The 12,859-nt window shown below is 39.2% G+C and carries 12 protein-coding genes; 11 read left to right on the top strand and 1 reads right to left on the bottom strand.

Annotated elements, in window-relative coordinates; all coding sequences use genetic code 11:
* Positions 1-73 precede the first annotated feature (73 nt).
* Positions 74-1,525, bottom strand: coding sequence for a tRNA uracil 4-sulfurtransferase ThiI (gene thiI, locus DK865_RS11790; RefSeq protein WP_023580875.1), 1,452 nt, complete (start codon positions 1,523-1,525; stop codon positions 74-76).
* A gap of 201 nt (positions 1,526-1,726) precedes the next feature.
* Here thiI and xseB point away from each other — a divergent pair, with 201 nt between their 5' ends.
* From xseB to DK865_RS11735, 11 genes are all read left to right on the top strand, one after another.
* Positions 1,727-1,990 (top strand): exodeoxyribonuclease VII small subunit, encoded by a 264-nt coding sequence (xseB, locus tag DK865_RS11785; protein WP_023580876.1) that lies wholly within the window; start codon positions 1,727-1,729, stop codon positions 1,988-1,990.
* A complete protein-coding gene (gene ispA / locus DK865_RS11780) occupies positions 1,991-2,914 on the top strand; it encodes a (2E,6E)-farnesyl diphosphate synthase (protein ID WP_109391991.1) in 924 nt (307 codons plus the stop codon).
* Positions 2,915-2,980: 66 nt separating this feature from the next.
* Entirely contained in the window at positions 2,981-4,846 is a 1,866-nt protein-coding gene (gene dxs, locus DK865_RS11775) for a 1-deoxy-D-xylulose-5-phosphate synthase (protein ID WP_023580877.1), read from the top strand.
* A gap of 351 nt (positions 4,847-5,197) precedes the next feature.
* The gene (gene rbsD, locus DK865_RS11770) at positions 5,198-5,617 is read left to right on the top strand and encodes a D-ribose pyranase (protein WP_023580879.1); all 420 of its coding nucleotides are present in this window, start codon (positions 5,198-5,200) and stop codon (positions 5,615-5,617) included.
* Between the two features lie 7 nt (positions 5,618-5,624).
* Positions 5,625-7,133, top strand: a complete 1,509-nt coding sequence (gene rbsA, locus DK865_RS11765) for a ribose ABC transporter ATP-binding protein RbsA (RefSeq protein WP_023580880.1) — start codon at positions 5,625-5,627, stop codon at positions 7,131-7,133.
* A gap of 1 nt (position 7,134) precedes the next feature.
* Positions 7,135-8,100: a ribose ABC transporter permease gene (gene rbsC, locus DK865_RS11760; RefSeq protein WP_036911723.1), complete on the top strand. Its 966-nt coding sequence runs from the start codon at positions 7,135-7,137 to the stop codon at positions 8,098-8,100.
* Between the two features lie 42 nt (positions 8,101-8,142).
* Positions 8,143-9,033, top strand: coding sequence for a ribose ABC transporter substrate-binding protein RbsB (gene rbsB / locus DK865_RS11755; RefSeq protein ID WP_023580882.1), 891 nt, complete (start codon positions 8,143-8,145; stop codon positions 9,031-9,033).
* 78 nt (positions 9,034-9,111) lie between these two features.
* Positions 9,112-10,038 carry a ribokinase gene (gene rbsK / locus DK865_RS11750; RefSeq protein WP_109391990.1) on the top strand — a complete coding sequence of 309 codons (927 nt, stop codon included), beginning with the start codon at positions 9,112-9,114 and terminating at the stop codon, positions 10,036-10,038.
* Between the two features lie 4 nt (positions 10,039-10,042).
* Positions 10,043-11,050: a ribose operon transcriptional repressor RbsR gene (rbsR, locus tag DK865_RS11745; RefSeq protein WP_194295201.1), complete on the top strand. Its 1,008-nt coding sequence runs from the start codon at positions 10,043-10,045 to the stop codon at positions 11,048-11,050.
* A 387-nt stretch (positions 11,051-11,437) separates the two neighbouring features.
* Complete coding sequence (locus DK865_RS11740; protein WP_109391989.1) at positions 11,438-11,773, top strand: zinc ribbon domain-containing protein YjdM; 336 nt, start codon at positions 11,438-11,440, stop codon at positions 11,771-11,773.
* A 186-nt stretch (positions 11,774-11,959) separates the two neighbouring features.
* Positions 11,960-12,856 carry a hypothetical protein gene (locus DK865_RS11735; protein ID WP_109391988.1) on the top strand — a complete coding sequence of 299 codons (897 nt, stop codon included), beginning with the start codon at positions 11,960-11,962 and terminating at the stop codon, positions 12,854-12,856.
* Positions 12,857-12,859 lie beyond the last annotated feature (3 nt).

Below are 12,859 nucleotides of genomic sequence, written 5' to 3'. Positions count from 1 at the left end.
ATTGAGCAGTCTAATATGTTAGAACCATTCAATATAGTGGCTTTTTTCTTCCTGATAACGAAAGATTATCGCACTATTTTTTACGATATACTTTTACGTTTTCAAATCCTTGCTCACGCAAATACAGTGCTTGTAAACGACTCATCATTCCGCGATCACAATAGAGCAAATAGGTTTTGGCTTTATCCAAATCACCAAACTGAGTGCTTAATTTATAGAAAGGTAATTCTTTAACATCAATACCGTCTATCTTTAATGGTGAAGTCTCTTGCTCTTCCGGTGAGCGGATATCCAAAATCACATCGTTAGCGCCAAATTCAGAGACCATCTCAACTTCAGTCACTTGCTGTACGGTTTCTTCTGCAATACGGCGAATATCCATATTCTTGGCATTTTCAACAACGCTATCAAGAATAGAAAAATCAAATTTCTCTTCTTCCGCTTCAATCTTCGCTTTAACCGCTTTCACTGTTGGGCTTTTTGAAATGACGCCACAGAATTCTGGCATTGTGCGAGCAAAATCTTCAGTTCCAATTTGACGTGCGATATTGATAATGTTCTCTTTATCATGCGTAATAAGAGGACGTAAAATTAACGTATCCGTTGCATTATCAATTAAACGTAAGTTAGTTAAAGTTTGACTAGAAACTTGACCTAATGCTTCGCCTGTTACAATCGCCTGAACACCATAACGTTCAGCAACACGGGATGCTGCACGTACCATCATACGTTTTAGTACAACGCCCATTTGGCCATCATCGATTTTTTCTAAGATTTCTGCAACAACTGGCTCAAAATCAACTGCCACGAAATGTACTTTATGAGAACGACCAAAGCGATTCCATAAATAATGCGCAACCTGTTTAACACCAATTTCGTGTGCAGAGCCACCTAAATTAAAGAAACAATAGTGAACTCGACTACCTCGGCGCATTAACATATAGCTCGATACACCTGAATCATAACCACCAGAGATCAGGGATAAAACATCTTCCTGTGTGCCGATTGGGAAGCCGCCAATACCTTCATAGCGAGCATTCACTAAAATAAGCTTGTCGTCTTCAATTTCTAAATTAATGGTGACATCTGGACGCGTTAATTTCACTTTTGCGCTTTCAACATGTTGGTTAAAACCACCACCAACATAACGTTCAACTTCATTTGAAGTAAAACTATGCTTACCACGACGTTTGGCTCGAACACAAAATGTTTTGTTTTCAACTAAATGCTTAAATGCTGCAAAAGTTTGCTCGAAAATATTGTGTAAATCAGTATACGGATGCTCTTCTACTTGTAAAAAGTGATGAATACCAGGAATACGTGTTAATGCATCACATACTGCTTCACTTTTGCTTTCATCTTTACTAACAACAACAATGTTATCCCAGTTGCGGACAACGGTGATTTCATCACCTAATGTATTCAGTACATTACGAATATTGCTAGTGAGAATTTTGATAAAACGTATACGAACTGATTGGCTTTTGATCGTAATTTCGGGGAATAATTTAATAATAAACTTCATAGTCAATGGTCATAGGTTATTAAGTAGAAACATAAACTACAGTGATGTAAATTGACTGGAGTTTATAAAAGTCACAAAGTATATCACCAATATTTAGGGCTCACCCGCAAAAATCATCGACTGAATAAGAAATTTTCTTCTCATTTGTAGTAAGATGATCGCTATTATTCAGCGCTAACATGCTTTATTATCAAAAATATTATGGCTAAGAAAACGACACCAATTAACGAAGACATCGCACAAGCACCAAGTTTTGAAGCGTCTATGCAAGAACTTGAGCAAATCGTAAACCGTTTAGAATCCGGTGAACTCCCTTTAGAAGAAGCGCTTAATGAGTTTGAACATGGCGTTCGTCTCGCCCGTGTTGGACAAAAAACATTACAAGACGCTGAACAGCGTGTCCGTATTCTTCTAAAAGAAGACGATAATGCAACTCCTGATGATTTTATCCAAGAGGCAGAATAATTGAGTAACGCAACTTCAAGTACGGATGCGTTCCGTCATAAATTAGATTCCGCCCACCAACGTGTTGATGATGCATTAAACCAAGCGCTATCCGCGTTACCATTTACCGACATGCCTCTAGGTAAAGCCATGCATTATGGTGCTCTTTTAGGTGGAAAACGCTTACGTCCTTTCCTTGTTTATGCCGTGGGTGAAATGTTTAACGTCCCCGCACTTAACCTTGATGCACCAGCTGCTGCCGTAGAATGTATTCACGCTTATTCTCTTATTCATGATGATTTACCTGCAATGGATGACGATGATTTACGTCGTGGTAAGCCAACATGTCATATTGAATTTGGTGAAGCCAATGCAATTTTAGCGGGTGATGCATTACAAACTCTCGCTTTTGAGATCTTAGCAAAAAATCCAATGCCTGATGTGGCAATCGCCGATCGCGTTGCAATGATTGCTGAATTGGCAACAGCCAGCGGACTTGCAGGGATGTGTGGCGGTCAAGCACTTGATCTTGAAGCGGAAGATAAATCAATTGACCTTGTCTCTCTTGAAAAAATCCATTTACACAAAACAGGTGCATTAATTCGTGCAGCTGTTCGATTAGGCGCATTTAGTGCGGGTTCAAAAGGCCATGATGTCTTACCCGCACTCGATAAATATGCCCACTCTATTGGCCTTGCATTTCAAGTACAAGATGACATTTTAGATGTTATTGGCAGTACTGAAGAAACTGGAAAACGTCAAGGTAGCGACCAAGAGTCGGGGAAAAGTACATACCCAGCACTCCTTGGATTAGAGCAAGCTCAAAAGAAAGCACAGGAATTGTATAACGAAGCACTGGATGCCTTAGCGTTTCTTGAGCAATACGAGTACGATACGACCACGCTTAAACAATTAGCGAGTTTTATCGTCGAACGGAAAAACTAATAAAAAATAAAGAGAGCAGCTTACCTGTTCTTTCCCTATTACAAGTGATTAATTAATAGGCATCACATGAGCATTGATATCGAAAAATATCCCACATTGGCGTTGGTTGAAACACCAGAAGATTTGCGCCTATTACCAAAAGAGAGTTTACCTAAACTCTGTGATGAGCTAAGGCTATTTCTTCTTAACAGTGTCAGCCGCTCAAGTGGTCACTTCGCCTCAGGTTTAGGTGCTATTGAGTTAACGGTTGCTCTTCATTACGTTTATAAAACCCCTTTTGATAACCTGATCTGGGATGTTGGTCATCAAGCCTATCCTCATAAGATCTTAACGGGTCGCCGTGACCGCATTGATACTATCCGTCAAAAAAATGGGTTACATCCCTTCCCTTGGCGAGAAGAGAGTGAGTACGACAAACTTTGTGTCGGTCACTCTTCAACCTCTATCAGTGCAGGTTTAGGTATGGCTGTTGCTGCTGAGCAAGAAAAGCTAAATAGAAAAACAGTTTGTGTCATTGGTGATGGTGCAATTACTGCGGGTATGGCTTTTGAAGCAATGAATCACGCAGGGGATATTGAACCCGATATGCTTGTTGTACTTAATGACAACGAGATGTCAATTTCAGAAAACGTTGGTGCATTGAATAATCACCTTGCACAATTGTTATCTGGCAAACTGTATACCACCTTACGTGAAGGTGGAAAAAAGGTCTTTTCTGGTATTCCCCCCATTAAAGAATTACTGAAAAAGACTGAAGAACATATTAAAGGCATGGTTGTTCCAGGCACCATGTTTGAAGAGTTGGGCTTCAACTATATCGGCCCAGTTGATGGTCATGATGTTATTGCGTTAGTACAAACACTCGCCAATATGCGTGATCTAAAAGGCCCTCAGCTTCTGCATATTATGACTAAAAAAGGTCGTGGTTATGCCCCTGCGGAGCGTGATCCTATTAGCTGGCACGCTGTACCTAAGTTTGATCCACAAGCAGGTACATTACCTAAAAGCCCAAATGCACGACCGACCTTTTCCAAAATTTTTGGTGACTGGCTATGTGAAGAAGCCTCAACCGATCCGAAACTCATGGCAATTACCCCGGCTATGCGCGAAGGTTCTGGTATGGTGCGTTTCTCTAAAGAATACCCATCACAATACTTTGATGTTGCGATCGCAGAACAACATGCCGTTACCTTTGCAGCAGGTTTAGCCATTGGTGGTTATAAGCCAATTGTTGCGATCTACTCAACATTCTTACAACGCGCTTACGACCAAGTGATCCACGACATTGCCATTCAAAAACTACCTGTTTTATTTGCTATTGATCGTGGTGGTATTGTGGGAGCAGATGGTCAAACTCACCAAGGTGCTTTTGATCTCTCATTCTTACGTTGCATTCCTAATATGATCATTATGGCGCCAAGTGATGAAAATGAGTGTCGCCAAATGCTTCATACCGGATATCACTATCAAGATGGTCCTGTTGCCGTACGCTATCCAAGAGGCTCTAGTATTGGTGCGCAATTGCAACCACTGAGTCCCCTACCTATGGGTAAAGGTATTATTCGTCGCCAAGGCAAAGGTATTGCAATCCTAAACTTTGGCACATTACTACCAGAAGCGTTAGAAGTCGCTGAAAAATTGGATGCAACGGTAGCTGATATGCGTTTTATCAAGCCTCTTGATAAATCACTTATTCTTTCTCTAGCTGAACAGCATGATATGTTGGTAACACTAGAAGAGAATGCCATTATGGGTGGTGCGGGTAGTGGTGTTAATGAGCTACTCATGCAAGAGCGTTGCTTAATCCCCGTCTTGAACTTAGGTATACCTGATCTGTTTGTACCACAAGGTGGACAAGAAGAGATCAGAACTGACTTAGGATTAGATGCAGACGGTATTGAAAAATCAATTAAAGCTTACCAAGCTAATTAATTGAATTAACGTGATTAAAAGACCTCTCCTAATTAACCACAGGAGAGGTTAATGTCTTTTTCTAGACGCAGATTTATCTACTTTTATATACTGATTGAGGCTTTCACACCTCTTATTTCCACCGCCATTATAATCTTGTCCATCATCACATTTTTATGAAACCCGATGAAAACAATCACTTTCTTTCTTGAATCCATTCAGCGTTAATTTATTCAATTAGTTAGATTTTTCTTTCTTTTTGTTTGTCAACGAAACGTTTCGATCATGCTCACAATATGAATAAATCAAACTTGTTTTCCCGTCTTTCTTTTCTACTATATAGATAGCGAAACGTTTCGCTGAGGAGGAAACATGAAAAAAGGTGTATTACTTAATAGTCCTATTTCGAGTCTCATTTCACGTTTAGGACACACTGACAAAATCACTATTGCAGATGCCGGATTACCTATTCCCTCCTCTGTTGAACGTATTGATCTTGCTCTCACTCAAGGTATTCCGGACTTTATGTCCGTATTGCAAACAATCACTCATGAGATGCAAGTTGAAGCCGTCATGCTGGCGGAAGAAATTAAAACCATCAATCCCTCTCTTTTTAATGAAATCATCTCTTATCTCCATTTATTAGAACAAGAGCAAAAGAAGCCTATTCAAATAATGTCTGTTTCACATGAAGCATTAAAAAAGCAACTTACTGAAAATAAAGCGGTTATTAGAACTGGTGAATGTACGCCTTATGCCAATATTGTGTTGTTTTCTGGTGTGACTTTCTGAGGACAATATGGAACCTTTACTTGAACTTAAAGACATTGATAAGTCATTTCCTGGTGTAAAAGCATTATCAGGCGCGACGTTGCGAATTTACCCCGGTCGAGTGATGGCTTTAGTCGGTGAAAATGGCGCAGGAAAATCAACACTGATGAAAGTACTCACTGGGATCTATAAAAAAGATGCTGGCGAAATCATTTATCAAGGTGAAAGTTGTACTTTCAGTGGTCCGAAATCTTCACAAGAAGCAGGGATCGGCATTATTCACCAAGAACTTAACCTTATTCCTGAATTAACCATCGCAGAAAATATTTTCTTAGGTCGTGAGTTTACTCGTGCTTTTGGTGCTATCGATTGGAAAAAAATGTATGCAGAGGCTGATAAGTTATTAGCTCGATTAAACCTAGCTTACAGTAGCCACCGTTTAGTGTCTGAATTATCGATTGGTGATCAGCAAATGGTAGAAATCGCCAAGGTACTTAGTTTTGGTTCCAAAGTGATTATTATGGATGAACCAACAGATGCATTAACCGACACAGAAACTGAATCACTATTTAGTGTTATTCGTGAACTAAGAGATCAAGGTTGTGGCATTGTGTATATCTCGCATCGCTTAAAAGAGATCTTTGAGATCTGCGATGATGTGACTGTACTGCGAGATGGTCAGTTTATTGGTGAAAAACCTGTCGCCTCATTAAAAGAAGACACGCTGATTGAAATGATGGTAGGTCGTAAATTAGAAGACCAATACCCTCGTATTAATATCCCTCAAGGCAAAACCAAACTGAACGTCATTAACCTCAGTGGCGAAGATGTTCACGATGTCAGTTTCTCATTACATGAAAGCGAAATTCTTGGCATTTCAGGGTTAATGGGAGCGGGTCGTACTGAGTTAATGAAAATCATCTACGGCGCATTACCCAAAACTAATGGCACCGTTGAGTTAGATGGCAAACCCTGCCAAATCAAAAAACCGGTTGAAGGATTGGAACAAGGCATCGTTTACATCTCTGAAGATAGAAAGCGTGATGGTTTAGTGCTTGGCATGTCAGTAAAAGAGAATATGTCTCTGACTGCACTTCGCTATTTTAGCCGTGGCATGGGCATTCTTAATCACAAAGAAGAGCAACTCACTGTCGGTGATTTTATTAAATTATTCAATATAAAAACCCCTTCAATGGATCAAACTATTGGCTTTTTATCTGGGGGAAATCAACAAAAAGTGGCTATCGCAAGAGGCCTAATGACTCGCCCAAAAGTACTTATTCTTGATGAACCCACCCGTGGCGTTGATGTGGGCGCTAAAAAAGAAATTTATCAGCTAATTAATAAATTTAAACAAGAAGGATTAAGCATCATCTTAATTTCTTCTGAAATGCCTGAGGTAATGGGAATGAGTGACCGTATTTTGGTTATGCATGAAGGTCGTATTAGTGGTGAGTTTTCCGCTCACAATGTCACACAAGAAATGCTAATGGCAGCGGCTGTTGGTAAGCAATATGACGCTCAAGTAGGAGTTTGATATGAGCACAAATTCAATGCCAGCGTCAAAACGTTGGTTCTCAAAAGCTTGGCTATTAGAGCAAAAATCACTGATTGCATTGCTACTTTTGATTATTGTAGTTTCTACACTCAGTCCTAACTTCTTTACTTTAAACAATATTTTCAACATCCTCCAACAAACATCGGTTAACGCCATTATGGCGGTTGGAATGACACTGGTTATTTTAACATCAGGCATAGATCTTTCTGTTGGTTCATTACTTGCATTAACAGGTGCCGTTGCTGCTTCTATGGTGGGTGCAGATGTTAATGCGCTTGTTGCTGTTGTTGGGGCATTAGCATTAGGTGCAGCCATTGGTGGTGTTACCGGGATTATCGTTGCTAAAGGTAAAGTGCAAGCCTTTATTGCTACGTTAGTCATGATGTTATTACTACGCGGTGTTACTCGTGTCTATACAGACGGTAGCCCAATTAATACCGGATTTAGCGATAATGCTGATCTGTTTAGTTGGTTTGGTATTGGTCGCCCATTTGGTATTCCAACCCCCATTTGGCTCATGATGATTGTCTTTTTGAGTGCATGGTATTTATTACATCACACCCGTTTAGGTCGCTACATCTACGCACTAGGGGGGAATGAATCAGCCACACGCTTATCAGGCATTAGCGTCGATAAAATCAAAATCATCGTTTATTCATTATGTGGTTTATTAGCCGCCCTTGCGAGTGTCATTGAAGTTGCTCGACTTTCATCAGCACAACCAATGGCAGGCAATGGTTATGAGCTAGATGCGATCGCCGCCGTTGTTCTTGGTGGCACCAGTCTTGCGGGTGGTAAAGGTCGTATTATCGGTACATTAATTGGTGCACTTATTCTGGGCTTCTTAAACAATGCACTGAATTTATTAGGAATATCATCAAACTATCAAATGATAGTAAAAGCGGTGGTCATCTTACTTGCTGTTTTGGTAGATAACAAAAAATAACGCTCTATTCTCTTAATCCGAACCCCGACAGGAACTTATATTATGAAACTAAAAAAAATGGCGACACTTCTTTCTGTTGTTGCATTAAGCGCCACAATCAGCGCCAATGCATTTGCAAAAGAATCAATCGCGCTTGTTATCTCAACACTTAACAATCCTTTCTTTGTCACCATGAAAGACAGTGCACAGAAAGAAGCAAATAGATTAGGTTACGACCTTGTTGTTCTAGATTCTATGGACAACCCAGCTAAAGAGCTTGCTAACGTGCAAGATCTCACCGTGAAAGGTACACGCTTAATGCTGATTAACCCAACAGATTCAGATGCTGTGGGTAATGCGGTTATTTTAGCCAATAAAGCAAAAATTCCAGTGATCACCTTAGACCGTGTTGCAAACAAAGGTGAAGTTGTCAGCCACGTCGCTTCAGATAACCGCCTTGGTGGCAAAATGGCGGGGGATTATATTGCCGATAAAGTAGCTAATGACGCCAAAGTCATTCAGCTAGAAGGGATCACAGGGACATCGGCATCTCGTGAACGAGGTGAAGGCTTTAAACAAGCCGTTGATGCCCATAAGCTGAATGTACTTGCAAGCCAGCCCGCTGATTTTGACCGTACAAAAGGGCTTAACGTGATGCAAAATCTGTTAACTGCGTATCCTGCGGTTCAAGCTGTTTTTGCACAAAATGATGAAATGGCATTAGGTGCATTACGTGCATTACAAACGGCGGGTCGTACTGATGTATTAGTCATTGGTTTCGACGGTACAGATGATGGGATCAAAGCGGTAAACCGTGGCATGTTAGGGGCAACCATTGCTCAACGCCCAGATCAAATTGGTATTATCGGCATTCAAACTGCAGATAAAATCCTCAAAGGCGAGAAAGTGGATGCAACAATCCCTGTCGAGCTCGAATTAGTTATTAAAAAATAACAATAATAAATACCACGGAGTGATATTGCTCCGTGGTAGCTTTAATCATTAAAACACGTTTTCACAAGGATAAAGGCTATGACAACACCTCGCCTTGCTGTTCTAGGTAGCATCAATGTTGACCACATTATGAATATTTCACAATTTCCAAAACCTGGTGAAACCATTATTGGTCATCAATATAAAATAGCCTTTGGCGGTAAAGGTGCAAATCAAGCCGTTGCTTGTGGTCGCAGTGGCGCCGATATTACCTTTATTGCTTGTGTTGGTGATGATGCCATTGGCAGTGAAATCATCTCTCAACTAAAAACAGATAATATTCATATTGATGCAATTAGTATTATTCCGCAGACACCAACTGGTGTCGCGATGATCCTTGTTAATGAACAAGGTGAAAATGTAATTAGCATCGTTGCAGGTGCGAATGGCGCACTTACACCTACGTATTTTCAGCAATATCATCATGTTGTAGAGCATGCTGATGCCTTACTGATGCAATTAGAATCACCGTTAGAGACGGTTTTTGAAGCTGCAAAACTGGCAAAATCACATCAAACTAAAGTCATTTTAAATCCCGCCCCCGCACAAGCTTTATCTGATGAATTTCTGAGTTTTATTGATGTTATCACGCCAAATGAGACAGAAGCCGAAATATTAACGGGCGTTTCTGTGCATGATGAAGCGGGTGCAGCAAAAGCAGCCGAGATTTTACATCGTAAAGGTATCAAACAAGTACTAATCACGTTGGGTAGCCGCGGTGTATGGTTTAGTGAACAAGGAAAAGGCATGATAATTCCTGGATTTCGTGTCGATGCTGTTGATACCATTGCTGCTGGTGATACATTTAACGGTGCATTTGTCACTGCAATATTAGAAGGGAAACCTTCCGTTGAGGCTATCCGTTTTGCTCACGCAGCAGCGGCAATTGCCGTTACACGTCATGGTGCGCAATCGTCTGTTCCTTGGCGTCATGAAATCGAATCATTTTTAGCAGAGCGAGCATAGTACTTTGGCGACAATGAAAGATGTCGCCCGTTTGGCGGGCGTTTCGACATCAACTGTTTCTCACGTTATCAATAACAATCGTTATGTTAGCGAAGGCATTCGTAAAAAGGTTAACGACGCTATCGAAACCTTAAATTACGCGCCTTCGGCTTTAGCACGCAGTTTAAAAATGAACTGTACTCACACTATTGGAATGTTAGTGACAGCCAGTAGTAACCCGTTTTATGCAGAAGTTGTTCGTGGCGTTGAACGCAGTTGTTACGAAAAAGGTTATAGCCTTATTTTATGTAACACTGAAGGTGATTACGAGCGCATGGATAGTAGCCTTGAAACGTTGCTACAAAAACGTGTTGATGGCTTATTATTAATGTCAACTGAAGCCAGAGCGCCCTCTCATGAAGTGCTAAATCGTTATCCTCGTTTACCTATGGTTATGATGGATTGGTCTCCGTTTGAATACGGGGGCGATATTATTCAAGATAACTCTCTGCTTGGGGGAGAAATCGCAACCAATTATCTGATTAAAAAAGGCTTTACTGAAATTGCTTGTATTGCAGGTCCCCAAGATAAACTGCCTGCAAAACATCGTTTGCAAGGTTATTACAATGCAATGCAAAAAGCCGGATTAGCTATTCGAGAAGAGTTTGTGTTAACCAGCGATTTTGAATTTGCCGGTGGATTTAGCGCAATGCAAAAGTTACTCTCACTTTCTGTCTTGCCACAAGCGGTTTTTACCTGTAATGACGCGATGGCTGTTGGTGCTTATCAAGCTATTTATCAAAAAGGTTTGCGTGTACCTGATGATATTTCAATCATGGGTTATGACGATATCGATCTCGCTTCCTATATGATCCCTCCTCTTTCTACGATCCACCAACCCAAAGATGAATTAGGAAAACTCGCTGTCAGCCAATTATTACATCGTATGGAAAATATCGATGCTGATGACAATGTTCTGGTGCTTACACCCAAACTTATAGAACGTGGATCTGTGATAGATTTCATAAAATAATAACAAGAAGATTAACACTATTATTGATGATGCTCTCATTTACGATGAGGGCATTTATTTTTAGTTATATTTATAATATTATTTATTTAATATCATTGAGTTAACAGATATTCAAAACTAATTTTATTTATCTTTATTTTCTATTTAACTCTCAATATCTAATCTACTTTTCCTCACTCGTTATGTCATAACCGGTGAAAGATGCAAATTTCCATCAAATCTATTATACTATTGCCCTTTCACATTATCTGAAGCAACGCCCATTTAGGGGATTGCTTAGCATGTTTACTCTTAAACGATAATGTGTCCTTTAATGTATGGGGCAAGTGTTATCCTCATTGTGACGATTAATCACTTCCCATTTTGATAAAATTTGAGAGTATTATTATGTCATTACCTTCTTGTCCTAAGTGCAATTCAGAATACACCTATGAAGATGGTGCAATGTATGTTTGCCCTGAATGTGCGCACGAGTGGAACGATACTGAACCAACCGTTGATAACGATGAGTTAGTGGTTAAAGATGCTAACGGCAATGTATTAGCTGATGGCGATTCCGTGACGGTGATTAAAGATCTCAAAGTCAAAGGTAGCTCAACTATGCTGAAAATAGGGACTAAAGTAAAAGGTATCCGTTTAGTGGAAGGCGACCATAATATTGATTGTAAAATTGATGGCTTTGGACCAATGAAGTTGAAATCTGAATTTGTTAAGAAAAACTAAGAATAACAGATTATTGATAATATCTTTGTTGATAGATCTCGATGTTATTGCATTCTGAAAGGCGCTTATAGAGCGCCTTTTTAATATCCATTAATATATTTAAGTATTTAAGTATATTTTCACTTTTATCTCTCATCAATATAGAATAATTAAATTCTTTTAAATTCAATCATACTATTACAAGTAATGACTACAATTATTTCTCAAAATTTAGCATTTGTAGCAGCAGATAGACTATGGACTGATTATGATGATAACCCTGCGCCTGCTCCTTTTAAGAAATTTTATGTGCTTGATAATAGCATCATATTCTATTCTGGTTATATAAATTCAATATTAGTTATATTAGAATTTTATATTGGAGATAATATAGGTATAGATGAAGAGTATGCTACACTAATAGGTGTTCTTTCAAATATGGATGAGGATATTTGTGAATTTATTGAAATAGATAGAAAGAACGGAGAAGTTGTTTATTTTCAAGGTGCGACTACAACAAAAAACTATAATTATATTTTTTATGGTGCTGGTTCTGGTTCTGAATATGCAATTGAGTGTTATATAAATAATATTCAAATAATTACTATAAATGGTCAACATTATGATTTTATCAAATACGGTGATCACTTTATTAAAATAAGTATGAATTCGGCATCTATAAAAGATCGCTGTTCTGGTGGAGGCTTTGATTATATTAAGTGGCTAGAGAAAAACCTTATTGTTGATAAACTAAATTGGTTAGATACAGGAACAATAGAACAATATAATAAAAAAATCCTCCATTTAATTAAAGAAAACTGTGGAAATAAAGAAGAACTAAGTGAATTAATATTAATGATGGATAATGAAAGGGAAAGAGATAAAGAGGAACTAGAACGAGAAATCAAATCGGTTGACACCTCATTTACTCATGAGCATAATTTAACCAATGATCCGAAAACCAAAGGAGGCTCTCGCATGAATAATTCAGTTAAACCCAAAACGAGAGTTGCAGTGAAAACGTCAGGTTCAAACAAAGGCGTTATACTAGATATAGCATCCATTAAAGAACGTATTGCTAAACGTAAAGCTGAAAGAACCTAATGC

Source organism: Proteus cibi (genome assembly GCF_003144405.1).
In the GTDB taxonomy this organism is placed as follows: Bacteria; Pseudomonadota; Gammaproteobacteria; order Enterobacterales; family Enterobacteriaceae; genus Proteus; species Proteus cibi.
Note: the sequence above shows the minus strand (reverse complement) of the source record. Positions and strands in the feature narration are given on the sequence as shown.

Bases quoted from the DNA above. Each gene is read 5' to 3' on its own strand.
- thiI (WP_023580875.1), bottom strand. From the start codon at position 1,525: ATGAAGTTTATTATTAAATTATTCCCCGAAATTACGATCAAAAGCCAA.
- xseB (WP_023580876.1), top strand. From the start codon at position 1,727: ATGGCTAAGAAAACGACACCAATTAACGAAGACATCGCACAAGCACCA.
- dxs (WP_023580877.1), top strand. From the start codon at position 2,981: ATGAGCATTGATATCGAAAAATATCCCACATTGGCGTTGGTTGAAACA.
- rbsD (WP_023580879.1), top strand. From the start codon at position 5,198: ATGAAAAAAGGTGTATTACTTAATAGTCCTATTTCGAGTCTCATTTCA.
- rbsA (WP_023580880.1), top strand. From the start codon at position 5,625: ATGGAACCTTTACTTGAACTTAAAGACATTGATAAGTCATTTCCTGGT.
- rbsC (WP_036911723.1), top strand. From the start codon at position 7,135: ATGAGCACAAATTCAATGCCAGCGTCAAAACGTTGGTTCTCAAAAGCT.
- rbsB (WP_023580882.1), top strand. From the start codon at position 8,143: ATGAAACTAAAAAAAATGGCGACACTTCTTTCTGTTGTTGCATTAAGC.
- rbsK (WP_109391990.1), top strand. From the start codon at position 9,112: ATGACAACACCTCGCCTTGCTGTTCTAGGTAGCATCAATGTTGACCAC.
- DK865_RS11740 (WP_109391989.1), top strand. From the start codon at position 11,438: ATGTCATTACCTTCTTGTCCTAAGTGCAATTCAGAATACACCTATGAA.
- DK865_RS11735 (WP_109391988.1), top strand. From the start codon at position 11,960: ATGACTACAATTATTTCTCAAAATTTAGCATTTGTAGCAGCAGATAGA.